The organism is Stenotrophomonas sp. LGBM10 (assembly GCF_046736075.1).
Lineage (GTDB): Bacteria > Pseudomonadota > Gammaproteobacteria > Xanthomonadales > Xanthomonadaceae > Stenotrophomonas.
Map to the genome: position 1 here is coordinate 1,255,697 of NZ_CP177163.1, position 16,892 is coordinate 1,272,588.

At 68.1% G+C, this 16,892-nt stretch carries 16 protein-coding genes and 1 tRNA gene; 12 read left to right on the top strand and 5 right to left on the bottom strand.

Going from position 1 to position 16,892, the window contains the following annotated elements; translation table 11 throughout:
- The first annotated feature begins 87 nt into the window (after positions 1–87).
- The 4 genes from ACLB90_RS05290 (at position 88) to ACLB90_RS05305 (ending at position 4,225) form a co-directional block, all read left to right on the top strand.
- Entirely contained in the window at positions 88–1,308 is a 1,221-nt protein-coding gene (locus tag ACLB90_RS05290; protein ID WP_411851940.1) for an efflux RND transporter periplasmic adaptor subunit, read from the top strand.
- Positions 1,308–3,275: a MacB family efflux pump subunit gene (locus tag ACLB90_RS05295; protein ID WP_411851941.1), complete on the top strand. Its 1,968-nt coding sequence runs from the start codon at positions 1,308–1,310 to the stop codon at positions 3,273–3,275. Before ACLB90_RS05290 ends, ACLB90_RS05295 begins: the two co-directional genes overlap by 1 nt.
- Positions 3,276–3,405: 130 nt before the next feature.
- Complete coding sequence (locus ACLB90_RS05300) at positions 3,406–3,783, top strand: hypothetical protein (protein ID WP_411851942.1); 378 nt, start codon at positions 3,406–3,408, stop codon at positions 3,781–3,783.
- A gap of 64 nt (positions 3,784–3,847) precedes the next feature.
- A complete protein-coding gene (locus ACLB90_RS05305; RefSeq protein ID WP_411851943.1) occupies positions 3,848–4,225 on the top strand; it encodes an EF-hand domain-containing protein in 378 nt (125 codons plus the stop codon).
- Between the two features lie 60 nt (positions 4,226–4,285).
- Here the strand turns inward: ACLB90_RS05305 and ACLB90_RS05310 are convergent.
- Positions 4,286–4,359: transfer RNA gene (locus ACLB90_RS05310), tRNA-Gly, on the bottom strand.
- Between the two features lie 116 nt (positions 4,360–4,475).
- Positions 4,476–6,305, bottom strand: a complete 1,830-nt coding sequence (locus tag ACLB90_RS05315; protein ID WP_411851944.1) for an autotransporter outer membrane beta-barrel domain-containing protein — start codon at positions 6,303–6,305, stop codon at positions 4,476–4,478.
- A gap of 204 nt (positions 6,306–6,509) precedes the next feature.
- On the opposite strand from ACLB90_RS05315, the gene thiS reads away from it, so the two are divergent.
- From thiS to ACLB90_RS05335, 4 genes are all read left to right on the top strand, one after another.
- Positions 6,510–6,710 (top strand): sulfur carrier protein ThiS, encoded by a 201-nt coding sequence (thiS, locus tag ACLB90_RS05320; protein WP_411851945.1) that lies wholly within the window; start codon positions 6,510–6,512, stop codon positions 6,708–6,710.
- Positions 6,711–6,774: 64 nt separating this feature from the next.
- The gene (locus ACLB90_RS05325) at positions 6,775–7,569 is read left to right on the top strand and encodes a thiazole synthase (RefSeq protein ID WP_411851946.1); all 795 of its coding nucleotides are present in this window, start codon (positions 6,775–6,777) and stop codon (positions 7,567–7,569) included.
- Positions 7,569–8,303 (top strand): tRNA (guanosine(46)-N7)-methyltransferase TrmB, encoded by a 735-nt coding sequence (gene trmB / locus ACLB90_RS05330; protein ID WP_411851947.1) that lies wholly within the window; start codon positions 7,569–7,571, stop codon positions 8,301–8,303. Before ACLB90_RS05325 ends, trmB begins: the two co-directional genes overlap by 1 nt.
- Before the next feature lie 27 nt (positions 8,304–8,330).
- The gene (locus ACLB90_RS05335; protein WP_411851948.1) at positions 8,331–10,178 is read left to right on the top strand and encodes an SLC13 family permease; all 1,848 of its coding nucleotides are present in this window, start codon (positions 8,331–8,333) and stop codon (positions 10,176–10,178) included.
- On the opposite strand, the gene ACLB90_RS05340 is transcribed toward ACLB90_RS05335, so the two are convergent.
- On the bottom strand, positions 10,179–10,526 hold the full coding sequence (locus tag ACLB90_RS05340; protein WP_411851949.1) for a Rieske (2Fe-2S) protein: 348 nt from the start codon (positions 10,524–10,526) through the stop codon (positions 10,179–10,181).
- Positions 10,527–10,702: 176 nt separating this feature from the next.
- Here ACLB90_RS05340 and ACLB90_RS05345 point away from each other — a divergent pair, with 176 nt between their 5' ends.
- From ACLB90_RS05345 to ACLB90_RS05360, 4 genes are all read left to right on the top strand, one after another.
- Complete coding sequence (locus ACLB90_RS05345; protein WP_411851950.1) at positions 10,703–10,978, top strand: hypothetical protein; 276 nt, start codon at positions 10,703–10,705, stop codon at positions 10,976–10,978.
- 134 nt (positions 10,979–11,112) lie between these two features.
- Positions 11,113–11,820 carry a fumarylacetoacetate hydrolase family protein gene (locus ACLB90_RS05350; protein WP_411851951.1) on the top strand — a complete coding sequence of 236 codons (708 nt, stop codon included), beginning with the start codon at positions 11,113–11,115 and terminating at the stop codon, positions 11,818–11,820.
- A gap of 54 nt (positions 11,821–11,874) precedes the next feature.
- Positions 11,875–12,279 (top strand): large-conductance mechanosensitive channel protein MscL, encoded by a 405-nt coding sequence (gene mscL, locus ACLB90_RS05355; RefSeq protein WP_411851952.1) that lies wholly within the window; start codon positions 11,875–11,877, stop codon positions 12,277–12,279.
- Positions 12,280–12,485: 206 nt separating this feature from the next.
- A complete protein-coding gene (locus ACLB90_RS05360) occupies positions 12,486–13,901 on the top strand; it encodes a M28 family peptidase (RefSeq protein ID WP_411851953.1) in 1,416 nt (471 codons plus the stop codon).
- A gap of 634 nt (positions 13,902–14,535) precedes the next feature.
- Here the strand turns inward: ACLB90_RS05360 and ACLB90_RS05365 are convergent.
- Together ACLB90_RS05365 and ACLB90_RS05370 are read right to left on the bottom strand one after the other, a co-directional pair.
- Positions 14,536–15,375 (bottom strand): TrmH family RNA methyltransferase, encoded by an 840-nt coding sequence (locus ACLB90_RS05365; protein ID WP_411851954.1) that lies wholly within the window; start codon positions 15,373–15,375, stop codon positions 14,536–14,538.
- Positions 15,368–16,885 carry an alanine/glycine:cation symporter family protein gene (locus ACLB90_RS05370; protein ID WP_411851955.1) on the bottom strand — a complete coding sequence of 506 codons (1,518 nt, stop codon included), beginning with the start codon at positions 16,883–16,885 and terminating at the stop codon, positions 15,368–15,370. The genes ACLB90_RS05365 and ACLB90_RS05370 overlap by 8 nt, the downstream gene beginning before the upstream one ends.
- Positions 16,886–16,892 lie beyond the last annotated feature (7 nt).

Here is a 16,892-nt window from a genome sequence, read left to right on the forward strand (position 1 = left end):
TCGACGTCTGTCGATGCGTGCCCTGCGCGCGCTCACTCTCCCTACGCGAGGACTCCCGATGCCCAACTCCCCACGAACGCAGCCCGCATGAGCGCTGCGCGCCCCCGGCGCCACCGGCGCACGCTGCTGATCGCCACCGCCGTGCTCTGCACCGCCGCGCTCGCCCTGACGCTGCTGTCGCCCGCGCCGCCGCCCGCATTGGAGCTGGCGCCGGTCACCCGTGGCGATATCGAGCAGGTGGTGGAAGCCACCGGAACGCTGAAGCCATCGCGCCTGGTCAGCATCGGCGCGCAGGTGTCCGGGCGGATCGAAGCCCTGCACGTGAAGCTCGGCGACAAGGTGAAGGCGGGTGACCTGATCGCCGAGATCGATTCGCGTACCCAGCGCAATGCGCTGCAGAGCGCGCAGGCTGCCCAGCGCAGCGCGCGGGCCAATCGCCAGGCCGTGGCCACCGAACTGCGCCAGCTTGAACTCACGCTGCGCCGGCTGCAGCGCCTGGGCGCCTCGCAACTGGTGGCGCGCGCGGACATCGATGCCGCACAGGCGCGCGTGGATGCAACACGCGCGCAGATCGCCGCGCACGACGGCGAGATCGTGCAGCGCCAGACCGAGGTGGACAGCGCGCAGACCAGCCTGGGCTACACACGCATCACCGCCCCCACCGACGGCACCGTGCTGGCCGTGGTGGCCCGCCAGGGACAGACCGTCAATGCAGTGCAGAGCGCCCCCACCATCGTCATGCTCGGCAATCAGGACGTCATGACCGTGTATGCCGAAATCTCCGAGGCCGACGTGGTGCACACGGCGCTCGGCCAGGAAGCATTCTTCACCATCCTCGGCGATGCCGGCCGTCGCTACAGCAGCACCCTGCGCGACATCGCGCCCGCCCCGGAGTCGATCACCAAGGAAGATGCGTCCAGCCTTTCGTCGCCAGCACTGTCGGGCGGCAGCAGTCGCACGGCGATGTACTACAACGGCCAGTTCGATGTGGACAACGCCGACGGCCGCCTGCGCAGCTACATGACGGCGCAGGTGCGCATCGTGCTGGGCCGCGCGCGTGGCGTGCTGACCATTCCCTCGGCCGCGCTCGGTGCGCGGGCCGCCGATGGCAGCTACACCGTCCAGGTGCCCGGCAAGGATGGCCATACGACTGCGCGTCGCATCACCATCGGGCTGGACGATCAGATCAGGGTGGAGGTGCGCAGCGGCCTCGGCGAAGGCGACCAGGTGGTGCTGGGCCAGGCAGCGGACACCACCCCGGCATCTGCGGCAACCGGCAAGGCGGGCACCGCCCCGACGCAGCCGTGATGGCGTCATCGTCGCAGCAGCCGCTGCTCCGTGTCCGCGGGCTGCGCCGCGCCTTCCCCGCCGGCGATCAGACGCTGGTCGTCCTGCAGGATGTGGATCTGGACATCCATGCCGGTGAACTGATCGCCGTCGTTGGCCAGTCCGGTTCGGGCAAGTCCACGCTGATGAACATCCTGGGCTGCCTGGACCGGCCGACCGCCGGCAGCTACCAGGTGGACGGGCGCGACACCGGCCGGATGGACCCCGACGAGCTGGCCGCGCTGCGCCGCGAGCACTTCGGCTTCATCTTCCAGCGCTACCACCTGCTCAACGATCTGTCCGCGATCGGCAACGTCGAAGTGCCGGCCATCTACGCCGGCCTGCCCGCACAGACGCGTCATGCGCGGGCGGCGCAGCTGCTGACACGCCTCGGGCTGGGCGAGCGGATGGACCACCGCCCCGGTGAACTCTCCGGTGGCCAGCAGCAGCGCGTATCGATCGCACGTGCGTTGATGAACGGTGGCGCGGTGATCTTCGCCGACGAACCCACCGGCGCGCTGGATACGCAGTCGGGCAAGGACGTGATGAAGATCCTCGCCGAGCTGCATGCCGAAGGCCATACGGTGGTGCTGGTCACCCATGACATGGCCGTGGCCGAACATGCGCAGCGCATCATCGAAATCAGCGACGGCCGCATCGTGTCCGATCGCCCCGCCAGGACGATGGCAGCCAAGGCTGGCCCTCCGGCGCAGCAGGTGGCCGCGCATGCCGAAGGCAGCAGCCTGCAGGCCGTGCGTGATCGCTTCAGCGAAGCATTCCGCATGGCGCTGCGGGCCATGAATGCCCATCGCATGCGCACCTTTCTGACCATGCTCGGCATCATCATCGGCATCGCCTCGGTGGTATCGGTGGTCGCCCTGGGCACGGGTGCGCGTCAGGCCATCCTGTCCAACATCGCCTCGCTGGGCACCAGCACCATCGATATCCATCCCGGTGCCGGTTTCGGCGACCTGCGCGCGGCCCAGGTGGAAACCCTCACGCCGGGCGACAGTGTGGCCCTGTCCGGGCAACCCTTCATCGACAGCGCCACCCCCGGCGTGGTCACCACTGCGACGGCGATGCTGGGCAACCGCACCGCCAGCACCCAGGTGTACGGGGTCAGTGCGCAGTATTTCCGCGTTCATGGGCTTGAGCTGGGGGAAGGCAGCTTCTTCGCCCAGCGTGCCGTGGACGGCTACAGGCAGGTGGCGGTGATCGATGCCAACACCCGCGACCGCTTCTTCGGCCCCCGTGACAACCCGGTCGGACAGACCCTGCTGCTGGGAAATGTGCCGGTGCGCGTGGTAGGCGTGACGAAGAAGGACGGTGCCGCCAGCGGCGATGCCTCGGTGCTGGGCATCTGGGTGCCCTACACCACCGCCATGAGACGCATGCTGGGCCAGAGCCACGTATCCAGCATCACCGTGCGCATCTCCGATGCGATCACCATGCACGCGGCCGAGGAGGCCATCGCACGCCTGCTCACACGGCGCCACGGCAGCCGGGATTTCTACATGAGCAACAACGCGCAGATCCGCGAGTCCATCGAGCAGACCACCGGCATCCTGACCATGATGATCGGCTCCATCGCCGCCATCGCCCTGGTGGTCGGAGGCATCGGCGTGATGAACATCATGCTGGTGTCGGTGACCGAGCGCACCCGCGAGATCGGCGTGCGCATGGCCGTCGGCGCGCGCCGCAGCGACATCCTGCAGCAGTTCCTGATCGAATCGGTGCTGGTATGCCTGCTCGGCGGCGTGCTGGGTATCGCCGTGGCGCTGGGACTGGGGCTGGTTCTGGACCTTGCCGACGTGGGCTTCAGCCTGGTGTTCTCCAGCGCCTCGATCATCGCCGCGTTCGCCTGCTCCAGCCTGATCGGTGTGGGCTTCGGTTTCCTGCCGGCCCGGCGTGCCGCGCAGTTGGACCCGGTCGAGGCGCTGATCCGCTGACGCCACGGGTCTGCCGGCCTTCATGGCCGGCAGATGAACCCGATCCCGTGGGCACGCGCACTGCAGGTTGGCGCAATCTCCGCAGGCTCTACTGGCTCCGCTGGACCATTCCCAGAAAGGAGCAACGCCCATGTTTTTCAGAACCGGACGGATCGCGCTGCTGTGCGCGGTGGCAGCCCAAATGCTGGTGCCCCTGCCCTACGTCGGCATCGCCCACGCACAGCCGGACGACTATCGCCCCGGGTGGAACCAGCATGACCGGGACGACCGTCGCGATGACCGCCGCCGACACGAGCGCGAACGCGATCGCCGCGACGATGACAAGGCCACCGGCGTCGTGGTCGGCGTGGTTGCCACCGCCGTGGTCGCCGGTGTGATCGCCGCGGCCGCCAAGCGCGAGCGGGAAACCCGTGAACGGACCGATTACTGCATCCAACGCTACGGCAACTACGACCGCCGCAGCGACAGCTACCGCGCCGCGAACGGCTACACCTACCCCTGCCGTTGAACGCCGGACGCACCTGCCGACGCAGGCCTCCCTCTCTTTGCTTCGTTACAGGACATCACCCACCATGAAGGCACGTACCCTGTTGTTTGCTGTCGCCCTTGCACCTGCGTTGGCCCATGCCGCCGCGCCCGACCCGAAGCAGGCCTATATCGACTCCACGTTCACTGCGATGGACACCAGCAGGGACGGCAAGGTCGACAAGGTGGAATACACGCGCTATCAGCAGGCCCGCTTCAACCAGCAGGCCGAGTCCATCAACGCCGCGTTCAAGGCAATGGACAGCAACGGCGACGGCGGGATCAGCAAGGCCGAAGCGGCCGTGGTGCCGGAGATCGCCCGCTACTTCGATGCCCTGGACACCGACAAGGATGGCGTTCTGTCGCTGAAGGAAATGCAGCAGGCGATGGTGGCGGCGCAGACCACCGATGACGTGAAGAAGTAAGGCAGCTGCCTGGGAACGGGCGCGGGCCTGAAGCATGCCTCGGCGGCCGGACGGCAAATCTGGAGCGGGTGAAGGGAATCGAACCCTCGTCAGTAGCTTGGGAAGCTACAGCTCTACCATTGAGCTACACCCGCAGGGTGCCCGGCAAGTTTATGCGCCGGGGCGGTAAAAAGGCAACGGGCGGCACTGGGCCGCCCGTTGCGTTGCCGCTCTCCACGCGGCTCGGCGCCGCGTGGACAACGGGGGTGGATCAGAAGCTGCCGCTGAAGCTGGCGAACACGGTCGCGTCGCGGGCGCGCTTCTGCAGCGTGGTGGTGCTGATGCCGACGTTGCTGTTCAGGCCGAACAGGGTCATGCGGGCGCCCATCACGGCGGTGGCGTAGTCCTTGTCGAACTCCAGGCCCGGCACCTTGTACATGCCCACGTCCGGCATGGTCTGCAGCCAGGCGCTGGCCTGCTTGCCGTCTTCGAACTCGTGGTCGTAGGTGACCTGCAGGTACGGCTTGACGTTGCCGCCGTCGAAGCGCGCCTGCCAGCCGACGCGGCCGACGGTGGAATCCAGGTCCTGGTTGCCGTAGCCCAGTGCCGAGGCGCTGAGGTTGCTTTCGGTGTAGCCGTCCAGCTTGACCTTCTGCCAGATCACCGCAGCCACCGGGCCGTGGCGGAAGCCGCCTTCGCTGCCGAACTCGTAACCGGCATTCAGCGCGGCGGTCAGGTTGCTGCCTTCCGGCGACCCCTTGTGCTCGCGGGTGGCCGGGCCGAGGTGCAGCTTGCGGGTGACGTCGTAATCCAGCCAGCTGTAGCTGACCTGGCCGTTGACCCAGGCGCGCTCGCCGTACCAGCCGGCGAACAGGCCCACGGTGGTGTCGGACTGGGTGAAGTCGCCCTGGCTGTTGCCGAAGTCGGCATCCATGCGGCCGTAACCGGCGAAGCCGCCGGCGACCATGCCGTCACGCGCCCAGTCCACGCCGAACAGGCCGGCCGGGGCCATGCCGTCGTACAGGTCGGCGTGGGCGTAGCGCTGCATGTCGCCGCGCAGGTTGCCCCACCAGCTCAGGCCGTCGGCCGGGCGGCCGCCGAGGTGCATGCTGACCTGGTCGGCACGCGAACGACCCACGGTCTGTGCCGAGTGGGTCAGGATCTGCTGCAGACGCGGCGCTTCCAGGATGGACAGCGTGTAGGCGCCCAGCATGGCGTGCGTGGCCGAGGTGGGGTGCACGCCGTCGGCGAACACGTAGTTGTTGGCCGCGTTCGGGTTGGCGTACGAGGTCGGGTTGCAGGTCAGCGACGAGGCCGTGGTGCAGGCCGGGCTGGTCACGTTGATGAAGCCGTAGGCCGCCGGGCTGGCGACGATTTCCTGCAGGATGTGGAAGGTGTCCACCGGGATAACCTGCAGGCCGGCGGCCTTCAGGCCACCGAACAGCGCATCGTTGTAGGCCTTGGCCAGGGCGGTGCCCTGCGCCATGCCGACGGCGCCGCCGGCGCGGGCGGCCGGGGTCAGGCCGATGTCCGGCAGGGTCGGCACGACGATGTACTGCGCGCCGGCGCCCTTCAGGGTGGCGACGATGCCGACCTGGTCGGTCACCGCCGCGCCCAGGGTGGCCTGCACCGGTGCACCGGCCTGGATCGCGAAGATGTCGTTGGCGCCGCCCCACACGGTGTACAGGGCATTGGCGTCGGCCTTGCCGCCGTTGGCGGCCAGGTACTGCGCGGTCTGGGTCTTCAGCGAGTAGACCGGAATGGCCGGGGTTCCCGGGGCCAGGGCCTGGCTGGTGTCCACGCCGACACGGGCGCCGCCGATGGCGTAGTTGTCACCGCCCTGGCCGTTGCCGTGCGCCGCGCCATTGGTGCCGTAGTAGTTGGACACGTACTGGGCGTAGGTCCAGCCCGGGTTGGTGGTGAACTGGCCGGTGACCGGCTGCACGCTGGCGGGCAGCAGCGGACGGAAGTAGCCGGCGTCGGTCAGGCTGTCGCCGATGAACACGGTGCGGGAGTACGGGGACTGCGCCATTGCAGGCACGGCGGCCAGGGCGATGGCGACCGCCATCAGGGAACGCAGGGGTCGCTTGCTGATCAGCATGTAAAGCTCCTTGGGAGGTGGGAGGCCGGCGGCATACGCCAGCGCACGGTGACAATGGTTTCACTGCGCTTCGGCGACTTCACGCTGCGCCGCCGCATGAAGTCTCGCGCGTGGGACGCCAGCCGTTCCGGGGCCTGCGTCCCAGCGCCGCGCACAGGGCCGGCAAGGGTACGCACTTGCCCTTCATTGAGGGACAATAACGACATGAACATCCAGCTCAACGGCGAATCCCGCCAGCTTCCGCACACCGCCACCGTCCTGGACCTGCTTCAGACCGAGAACCTGGTCGAGCGCCGCGTGGCCGTGGAGGTCAATGGCCAGATCATCACCCGCAGCCGCCATGCCGGGCATGCGCTGCAGGACGGCGACGTGGTGGAGATCGTGCACGCGCTGGGCGGCGGCTGAGCGTGCTGCTGCCCGGTCGCGCGGCGGCCCAGCAGGCTCGCGCGCGATAGGCGATAATTCGGCGATGAACGCACATGCCCCCTCCGACTCGCTGGTCATTGCCGGCAAGACCTATGCATCCCGCCTGCTGACCGGCACCGGAAAGTTCAAGGATCTGGACGAAACCCGCGCGGCCACCGAGGCCGCCGGCGCGCAGATCGTGACCGTGGCGATCCGCCGCACCAACATCGGGCAGAACCCGGGCGAGCCGAACCTGCTCGACGTGCTGCCGCCGGACCGCTTCACCATCCTGCCCAACACCGCCGGCTGCTACACCGCCGATGACGCGGTGCGCACCTGCCGCCTGGCGCGCGAGCTGCTGGACGGCCACAACCTGACCAAGCTGGAAGTGCTGGGCGACCAGAAGACCCTGTACCCGGACGTGATGCAGACCCTCAAGGCGGCCGAGCAGCTGGTCAAGGACGGTTTCGACGTGATGGTCTACACCTCCGACGACCCGATCCTGGCCAAGCGCCTGGAAGAGATCGGCTGCGCTGCGGTGATGCCGCTGGCCGCGCCGATCGGCTCGGGCCTGGGCATCCAGAACAAGTACAACCTGCTGGAAATCATCGAAAACGCCAAGGTGCCGATCATCGTCGATGCCGGCGTGGGCACGGCCTCCGACGCGGCGATCGCGATGGAACTCGGCTGCGACGGCGTGCTGATGAACACCGCCATTGCCGGCGCGCGCAACCCGGTGCTGATGGCCAGCGCGATGCGCAAGGCGGTCGAGGCCGGCCGCGAGGCCTTCCTGGCCGGGCGCATCCCGCGCAAGCGCTACGCGAGCGCGTCCTCGCCGGTGGACGGGTTGATCGGCTGATGACCAATCCCTTCGACAGCGCCGGCGCCAAGGCGCCGCCCAAGCCCTTCACCATCACCGAAGGCCGCCGCGAGGTGCGCAGCTTCGTGCTCCGCCAGGGCCGCTTCACCCCGGCCCAGCAGCGCGCGTTCGATGACCGCTGGCCGCGCTTCGGGCTGGACTTCACCGGCGCGCCGCGCGATCTGGACGCCACCTTCGGGCGCGACGCGCACAAGGTACTGGAGATCGGCTTCGGCAACGGTGCCGCCCTGCGCTTTGCTGCCCAGCAGGACCCGGACCGCGACTACATCGGCCTGGAAGTGCACGCGCCGGGCGTGGGCCGCCTGCTCAATGCACTGGCCGACGACAACGCCGACCATGTGCGCCTGTACCACCACGATGCGGTGGAAGTGCTGGAGAAGGAAATCGCCGATGGCGCGCTGGATGAAGTGCGCATCTATTTCCCGGACCCGTGGCACAAGAAGCGCCACAACAAGCGCCGCCTGATCCAGCCGGCATTCGCCGACCTGCTGGTGCGCAAGCTGCGCGTCGGCGGCCGCCTGCACTGCGCGACCGACTGGGAAGACTACGCCGAGCAGATGTGGGACGTGCTCGACGCGACCGCCGGGCTCAGCAACCGGGCCGGTCCGCGTGGCCAGGTCGACCGTCCCGCGTGGCGCCCGCAGACCCACTTCGAGACCCGCGGCCAGAAACTCGGCCACGGGGTGTGGGACCTGCTGTACGACCGTACCTGACCCGAGCCCAAGGAACCGCGCCACCTCATGGATACCGCGCTGACGCTGACCACGGACATGAAGCTCGTACTCGGGCTGGTCGGCTTCACGATGGCGATGTTCCTGTTCGAGCGCATCCGCGCCGACGTGGTGGCGCTGGTGGTGCTGGTGGTGCTGGGCGTGACCGGCCTGATCGCGCCGGAGGAGATCTTCGGCGGCTTCTCCGGCAACGCGGTGATGAGCATCATCGCCACCACCATCCTCGGCGCGGGCCTGGACCGCACCGGCGCGCTGAACCGGTTGGCCGCCTGGCTGCTGCGGCGCGGGCACGGGGTCGAGCAGCGCCTGCTGATGATGACCACCGCCATCGCCGGCTTGAACTCCTCGTTCATGCAGAACCCCTCGGTGATGGCGCTGTACCTGCCGGTGGCCTCGCGCCTGGTCGCGCGCACCGGGCTGACCCTGCAGCGGCTGCTGCTGCCGATCTCCGCGGCGATCGTGATGGGCGGCGCACTGACGATGGTCGGCAACTCGCCGCTGATCCTGCTCAACGATCTGCTCGCCTCGGCCAACAACAACCTGCCCTCGGGCCTGGCCACCATCGAACCGCTGCGCATGTTCGCGCCGCTGCCGATCGGCGTGGCGCTGCTGATCGCCTCGCTGCTGTACTTCCGCTATTACGGCGACCGCAAGCTGGTCGAAGAGGAATCACTGGCCAACGACGGGGTCACCCCGGCCCGCACGGACAGCTACTTCGCCAAGACCTACGGCATCGAAGGCGATGTATTTGAACTGGTGGTCACCGCCGAGAGCCCGCTGGTCGGCATGACCCTGGGCGAAGCGGAGAACGTGCATGACGCGCCGCTGCTGCTGGCCCTGAAAACCGGCAACGACACCCGGCTGGCGCCGCCGGCGGAGATGCGCATCTGGGTCGGCAGCGTGCTGGGGGTGATGGGCGCGCGGCAGCAGGTCAGCGATTTCGCGCAGAACCAGTTCCTGCGCATGTCCTCGCGCCTCAAGCACCTGGGCGATCTGTTCAATCCCAGCCGCGCCGGCATCTCCGAGGCGGTGGTCCCGCCGACCTCGGATGTGATCGGCAAGAGCGCTTCGGACCTGCGCCTGCGCAAGCAGCGCGGCATCAGCCTGCTGGCGATCAACCGCGACAAGCAGGTGATCCGCGAGGACGTGCGCAACGTGGCGCTGCGCGCCGGCGACATGCTGGTCTTCCACAGCATCTGGACCGACCTGGCGCAGGCCGCCAAGAGCCGCGACTTCGTGGTGGTCACCGACTACCCCAAGGGCGAGCAGCGCCCGCACAAGTTCAAGATGGCGATGGCGATCTTCGCCATCACCATCCTCATCGCGCTGACCTCCAAGCTGCCGGTGGCACTGACCCTGATGACCGGCGTGGCCGGCATGCTGCTCACCGGCGTGCTGCGCATGGACGAGGCCTACGCCTCGATCAACTGGAAGACGGTGTTCATGATGGCCGGGCTGATCCCGCTCGGCTGGGCGATGGACAGCAGCGGTGCGGCCGCCTGGGTTGCCGGGCACACCATCGACCGCCTGCCCACCGGCATTCCGGTGTGGGTGCTCGAGATCGCGCTGGCGCTGCTGACCACCGTGTTCTCACTGGTGATCAGCCATGTCGGGGCCACCATCGTGATGGTGCCGATCGCGGTCAACCTGGCGCTGGCTGCCGGTGGCAATCCCACCGCATTCGCGTTGATCGTGGCGCTGTCGGCGTCCAACAACCTGATGACCGCCTCCAACCCGGTGATTTCGATGATCACTGGGCCGGCCAACTACACGCCCCGCGAGCTGTGGCGCGTGGGCGCGCCGCTGTCGTTGATCTACACCGTGGTGGTGGTGGTGATGATCAACCTGATGTTCTGATCAGGCCAGCCAGACCTGGCCGTCGCGCACCTGCAGCGGCACCGCGCGCAGGCGATCGCCGCGGCAGGGGCCGGCCACGCAGTCGCCATCGTCCAGCGAGAACGAGGCGCCGTGCGCGGCACAGACAAGATGCCCCTCGCGGCTCTTGAGGAACTGCCCTGGCGCCCAGTCCAGCCTGCGGCCTGCGTGCGGGCAGATGTTCAGCCAGCCGCGCACCTGCGCGCCGTCGCGATACAGCACCACCGATTCGGCATCGCCATCGATGCAGGCCTCCACTTCGGCGAAACCGGCGTCGGCAATGGCGTCCAGGGCGATCAGGGCGGTATCGGGGGAATGCAGTTCAGGCATGACAGGTCGGGACATCGGGAGGACAGCAGTGTCTCACGTCGTCATGTCGCTGGCTGCCGCATGAACCCAAGTCATTGATCTGCAACAGCCCTGCGGTACGCTTAACGACTTTTTCACTCAATGACAGTGGCCACCGCAGATACTCAGCACTCGCTGACTTCAGCCAAGACACCGCCATGTACAGCCGCCATTTCCAGTTCAACCAGTTCCGCTCCCTGTTTGCGCCGCGCAAGCCGCGCCACCCGTTGGTGCGCGTTGCGGTCGGTCTGCTGGGCTTGGCGATCCTGGCCGCGCTGGTGTTCGTGGGCGTGTTCGTGGGTGCGGCGATGATTATCGCTGGCGTCGCGTGGAAGCTGCTTGCCCAGCGCAAGAGCGCGCGCCAGGCACCGTCGCAGGTGATGGACGGCGAGTATCGCGTGGTGCGCAAGCCGGCCCTGCCGCTGTCGCGCTGATCCAGCGCCGCGCCCGCCACTGCGGGCCGTCCTTGCCCTGATCCCGTCGATCCCGTCGACATGCCACGCTTGGCATGGCACGTGGCGCACGCACGTTCTAGACTGCCGCGAACCTTCTTTGACAGGACGCGAGCATGACCGATGTAATCCCCACGCCCGTGCAGCCGCGCATTCCCGTTGCCGGTGGCGGTACCTTCCCGGTACGCCGCATCTACTGCGTGGGCCGTAATTTCGCCGACCATGCGCGTGAGATGGGGGCGGCCGTACCGGCTGCCGACGACCGCGGCCGTCCGATGTTCTTCAGCAAGCCAGCCGACGCGATCGTGGTTGGCCATGACGATGCGATCCCCTACCCGCCGTCCACCAGCGACCTGCACCACGAGGTGGAGCTGGTGGTGGCCATCGGCCACGACGCGCCGGCCGGCGTGCTGCCGGTGGACCAGGCCGAGGCGCTGGTGTTCGGGTATGGCGTCGGCCTGGACCTGACCCGCCGCGACCTGCAGGCGGCCGCCAAGGCCAAGGGCCACCCCTGGGACAGCGCCAAGGGCTTCGATCACTCCGCCCCGGTCAGCGAACTGGTGCCGGCCGGTGAAGTGGGCGATCTTGCCGCGCTCAACCTGTCGCTGGAAATCAATGGCGAGGTGCGCCAGCAATCGCTGCTGGACCAGATGATCTGGACCGTGCCGGAGATCCTGCACGAGCTGTCCAAGCTGTGGGCGCTGCGCGCGGGCGATCTGGTGTTCATGGGCACCCCGGCCGGCGTGGCCGCGCTGCACCCGGGCGATCGTTTCAGCGCGCGCCTGGAAAACGTGGCCGAGCGCCACGGCGTCATCGCCGGATGACAACCGCTGCGTTACGCTGCGGCGTCCTTTGATACCCCACGACAGGAGAACCCGATGGGAATGATTACCGAGTTCAAGGAATTCGCCATGCGTGGCAACGTCATCGACCTGGCGGTTGGTGTCGTCATCGGTGCCGCGTTCGGCAAGATCGTCACCGCGCTGGTGGACAAGATCATCATGCCGCCGCTGGGCTGGCTGATCGGGCGGGTGGATTTCTCGCAACTGGCCTGGACACTGGCTCCGGCACGGCTGGCACCGGACGGCAAGGAGATTCCGGCCGTGGTGATCGGCTACGGCGATTTCCTCAACACGCTGGTGCAGTTCGTGATCGTGGCCTTCGCGATCTTCCTGGTGGTGAAGGTGATCAACCGCCTGGCCCGCAAGAAGGAAGCGGCTCCGGCCGCGCCGGCAGAGGAAGTGCTGCTGCTGCGCGAGATCCGCGACAACCTGAAGCGCTGACCGGCGTACCGACCAACGGTCGGTACCTACCACGGTCCAGGGGCGTACCGACCAACGGTCGGTACCGACCGGCATCCGAAAGCCCCGCTCCGGCGGGGCTTTCGCGTATGGAAAACAGCGTCCGCCGAACCATGACCTCCCGCCCATGTGCAGGGCCGGCAGGCTGCTAAGCTCGGATGCTTCCGCCCCGTTCCCGGAGTTCGTCCATGCGTCGCCGCGTCCTTGCCATCGCATCCACCCTTGCCCTGCTGGCAGGGCCCGCCTTCGCCGCGCCGACGACCCTGCCGCCCAAGTCGCTGGCCACCGCCGCCGAACTGCGCGAGCAGGCGCTGAAGGACGACACCGGCTGGAAGGTCGTGGAGTCGCTCACCACCGAGATCGGGCCGCGCATTGCCGGCAGCGAGGCCGACGCGCGTGCGGTGGCCTGGGCGGTGGCCAAGTTCAAGGCGCTGGGCTTTGACAAGGTGTGGACCGAGCCGGTCACCTTCCCGAAGTGGGAGCGCCGCAGCGAGCACGCCGAAGTGACCGGCACGCACGCCCAGCCGCTGACCATCACCGCACTGGGCGGCAGCCCGGGCGGCACGGTCGAGGCCGACGTGGTGCGCTTCGCCGACCTGGCCGCGCTGCAGGCGGCGCCGGCAGGCTCGCTGGCCGGCAAGATCGCATTCGTGGACTACCAGATGACCGCCTACCGCGACGGCCGTGACTACGGCAACGGCGGCGCGGTGCGCAGCAAGGGGCCGTCCGAGGCGATCCGCAAGGGCGCAGTCGGCTTCGTGATGCGCTCGGCCGGTACCGATTCGCACCGCGTTCCGCATACGGGCATCACCCGCTTCGACGACGGCCTGACCCCGGTGCCGGCCGCCGCGCTGTCGGTGCCCGACGCCAACCAGCTGGCGCGCCTGCTCGCGCTCGGCCCGACCCGCCTGAAGGTCAGCCTGGATTGCGGCTGGGACGGCAAGGCAACGTCGTACAACGTGATCGGCGAGATCACCGGCCGCAGCCTGCCCAAGGAAGTGGTGGTGATCGGTGGTCACCTCGATTCGTGGGACCTGGGCACGGGCGCGGTCGACGACGGTGCCGGCGTGGGCATCACGATGGCCGCCGGCCACCTGATCGGCCAGCTCAAGCAGGCGCCGAAGCGGACCATCCGCGTGGTTGCCTTCGCCAACGAAGAACAGGGCCTGTACGGCGGCAAGGCCTACGCCGAGGCGCACGCCAAGGATGTGGCCCTGCACCAGCTCGCCGCCGAAAGCGACTTCGGCGCCGGCCGCATCTATGCGTTCAACACCGGCTCGCCGAACCCGGCCGACTCGCGCGAGGCCACCCGCCAGATCGCCGAGGTGCTCAAGCCGCTGGGCATCGAGTACGCGCCGGACAAGGGCGGCCCCGGCCCGGACGTGGGCCCGCTGGCCACCAAGGGCGGTGCGTGGGCATGGCTGGCACAGGATGGCAGCGACTACTTCCACCTGCACCACACCGCCGATGACACCCTGGACAAGATCGATCCGGCGGCGCTGGCGCAGAACGTGGCGGCCTACACGGTATTTGCCTATCTCGCCGCAGAGGCCGACGGCAACTTCGGCAGCGAAGCCAAGCCGACCACCCCGCCGAACGAATGACGGCACGGTGCGGCGATCGGTGATCGCCGCACCTCACTGCATCATCGCTGGAGAAACCTTCGTCTGCCGATGAAGGCGTCCGAGTCCACGCAGGCGCGAAAGAGCGTAGCGCCTCGGCTCACGCCAGGCGCGCACAAACGCCACACGCCTCAGCAAGGCGCCATCAGTCTCGACACGTGGGCCGCGATGCCCGTGCCGGCGACGTAAAGGAGGAGGTGGCGGCCGCAGGCCGACGCCGGGGGACAGTGGCCGGCACGGGCATCACGGCCCACGCGCGACCCACCCGCCGCCGCACGCCGCGCGCCGCGCGAGACTCACCGCGCGCAAACAGGCCGCGCCCACGTCGTGCATGAAAAAAAGCCCGACCGCGAACGGCCGGGCTACCGGGATTGCATCACACCCCACGCGGTGAATGCCGCAGTCTTACGTACGTCCGGACAAGCGGATCGCCGCGCTGGGTGGGTGTCTCTCCTCACCTACGCAACGCAGCACCGCCATCACACTGTGCGTGGAAAGGAATCCACTACACCATGCGAAAAGTCCGAATCGAATGTAGTCACGGCCAGTTCGGTGGAACCGATCACAACATGGGGCGGCGCGCACTTGCGCGCTACCCGTAAAACATCCGCCGCGATCACCCCTTGCGGCCGTACCAGTGCGACAACAGCACCGCCGTGGCAGAGGCCACGTTGAGACTTTCCACCGCCCCGCTGCCCGGAATGGAGACCTGCAGGTCGCAGTCCTGTGCGAGGTCGCGGTCCATGCCTTCGCCTTCGGCACCCATCACGTAGACCAGGCGTTCCGGCAGCGCGGTCGCGAACAGGTTGTCGCCACCTTCCACCAGCGTTGCCGCCAGTCCGAAGCCGGCGCCGCGCAGCTGCGACATCGCCTGCGGCAGCGCCGGCAGGCGTACCAGCGGCACGGCTTCGGCACCGCCTTCGGCGACGCGGGCAGCGGCACCGGACAGCGCCAGCGTCGCACCCGGCGGCAGCAGCAGGCCAGCCACGCCGAAGTGCGCGGCCGAGCGCAGGATCGCGCCGAAATTGTGCGGGTTGCCCACACCGTCCAGCCACAGCGCCAGCACCGGGCCGGACGCCGGCAGCGTATCGAGCCACTCGTCCAGGGCCAGCATCGGCGCACGCACCACGTCGGCAACCACGCCCTCGTGGTGGGTGGTGGCAGCGAGCTTGTTGAGATCGCCTTCTTCCACTACGCGGTAACCCACGCGGTTGGCCACGCACCACTTCAGCATCGGCTGCAGGCGCGGGATCAGCGACTCGGCCAGGTACAGCTTGCGCAGCGCCTGCGGGCGGCGCTCGAACAACGCCTGCACGGCATTCCAGCCATACAGGCGCAGCTCGTCGTTGCCACGGCCCGGCGGTGGCGGGCTGCCGCCCTGGTCGCGCGGCGGCAGCGGGGTCGCCCGCGGCGGTCGCGCCGACGGGCGGCGGGCATTCTTCCAGGGATCATTCACTACGGGACTGCTCCAGCTTGCGTTGACGCCAGAATTCGGCGTTCTTGATGCCCAGGGCATCGGGGTCGAAGGTCGGGTCGAGGCCGAGCTTCTTCTGTCGTTCGTAATCGCGCAGGGCCAGCATGGCCGGCTTCTGCACGATCAGGATGGCGATGATGTTCAACCAGGCCATCAGGCCCACGCCGATATCACCCAGCGCCCAGGCCAGCGTGGCGTTGTGGAACGCACCGAACACCACCATGCCGATGATGCCCAGGCGCAGCAGCAGCACGGTGGCCGGGCGCTTGCGGTTGTGGTTGATGTAGCTGAGGTTGGTCTCGGCCATGTAGTAATAGGCCATGATCGTGGTGAAGGCGAAGAAGAAGATCGCCACCGACACGAACGACGCCCCCCACCCCGGCAGCACCGCTTCCACACCCGCCTGCGCGTAGCCGGCACCTTCCGGGATACCGGCCAGGCCCTGGAAGATCGGCTCGGCACCGGCCACCGGCGAGTACACGTTGTAGGTGCCGCTGGCCAGGATCAGGAACGCGGTGGCCGTGCAAACCATCATGGTGTCGAAGTAGATCGCGAAGGCCTGCACATAGCCCTGCTTGGCGGGGTGCGAGACCTCCGAGGCAGCGGCGGCATGCGGCCCGGAACCCTGGCCGGCCTCGTTGGCGTAGATGCCGCGCTTGATGCCCCACTCCACCGCCAGGCCCATCATCGCGCCGAACGCGGCATGGGTGCCGAAGGCGCTGTCGAAGATGATGCCGAACATTTCCGGCACGCGGTCGTGGTTGATGATCATGATGACGATGGCCATCAGGATGAACCCGGCGGCCATGAACGGCACCACCACTTCGGCGAAGTTGGCGATGCGCTTGACGCCACCGAAGATCACCACACCCAGCAGCAGCGCCACCACGATGCCGATGCCCAGCTTCAGCGCCTGCACCGATTCCATGCCCATCACCTGGCCGTCCAGCGGGCCGCACAGCGCACCGCCGCGGCAGGCGTTGATGATGCTGTCGGCGATCGCATTGGCCTGCACGCCCGGCATCAGGAAACCGGCGGCGATGATCGTGGCGCCGGCGAAGGCCAGCGCGTACCACTTCAGGCCCATCGCCTTTTCGATGTAGTACGCCGGGCCGCCACGGTAGCGGCCTTCGGCATCCTTGGTCTTGTAGATCTGCGCCAGGGTGCATTCGACGTAGGAGGTCGATGCGCCGAGGAAGCCCATCACCCACATCCAGAAGATCGCGCCCGGACCGCCGAAGGCGATCGCGGTGGCCACGCCGGCGATGTTGCCGATGCCCATACGGCCGGCCATCGACATGGCCAGCGCCTGGAACGACGAGACGCCGGCGTCGGACTTCTCGCCCTGCACCGTCAGGCGGCACATCTCGAAGAACCCGCGGATCTGCATGAACCGGGTGCGGACGCTGAAGAACAAGCCCGCGGCCAGGCACACGAAGATCAGCGCCTTGCTCCAGATGATGCCATTGATGAAATGTACAGTTGCTTCCACGCGCTCT

Coding starts and splice junctions, on each gene's coding strand:
- ACLB90_RS05290 (WP_411851940.1), top strand. CDS start 88: ATGAGCGCTGCGCGCCCCCGGCGCCACCGGCGCACGCTGCTGATCGCC.
- ACLB90_RS05295 (WP_411851941.1), top strand. CDS start 1,308: ATGGCGTCATCGTCGCAGCAGCCGCTGCTCCGTGTCCGCGGGCTGCGC.
- ACLB90_RS05300 (WP_411851942.1), top strand. CDS start 3,406: ATGTTTTTCAGAACCGGACGGATCGCGCTGCTGTGCGCGGTGGCAGCC.
- ACLB90_RS05305 (WP_411851943.1), top strand. CDS start 3,848: ATGAAGGCACGTACCCTGTTGTTTGCTGTCGCCCTTGCACCTGCGTTG.
- ACLB90_RS05315 (WP_411851944.1), bottom strand. CDS start 6,305: ATGCTGATCAGCAAGCGACCCCTGCGTTCCCTGATGGCGGTCGCCATC.
- thiS (WP_411851945.1), top strand. CDS start 6,510: ATGAACATCCAGCTCAACGGCGAATCCCGCCAGCTTCCGCACACCGCC.
- ACLB90_RS05325 (WP_411851946.1), top strand. CDS start 6,775: ATGAACGCACATGCCCCCTCCGACTCGCTGGTCATTGCCGGCAAGACC.
- trmB (WP_411851947.1), top strand. CDS start 7,569: ATGACCAATCCCTTCGACAGCGCCGGCGCCAAGGCGCCGCCCAAGCCC.
- ACLB90_RS05335 (WP_411851948.1), top strand. CDS start 8,331: ATGGATACCGCGCTGACGCTGACCACGGACATGAAGCTCGTACTCGGG.
- ACLB90_RS05340 (WP_411851949.1), bottom strand. CDS start 10,526: ATGCCTGAACTGCATTCCCCCGATACCGCCCTGATCGCCCTGGACGCC.
- ACLB90_RS05345 (WP_411851950.1), top strand. CDS start 10,703: ATGTACAGCCGCCATTTCCAGTTCAACCAGTTCCGCTCCCTGTTTGCG.
- ACLB90_RS05350 (WP_411851951.1), top strand. CDS start 11,113: ATGACCGATGTAATCCCCACGCCCGTGCAGCCGCGCATTCCCGTTGCC.
- mscL (WP_411851952.1), top strand. CDS start 11,875: ATGGGAATGATTACCGAGTTCAAGGAATTCGCCATGCGTGGCAACGTC.
- ACLB90_RS05360 (WP_411851953.1), top strand. CDS start 12,486: ATGCGTCGCCGCGTCCTTGCCATCGCATCCACCCTTGCCCTGCTGGCA.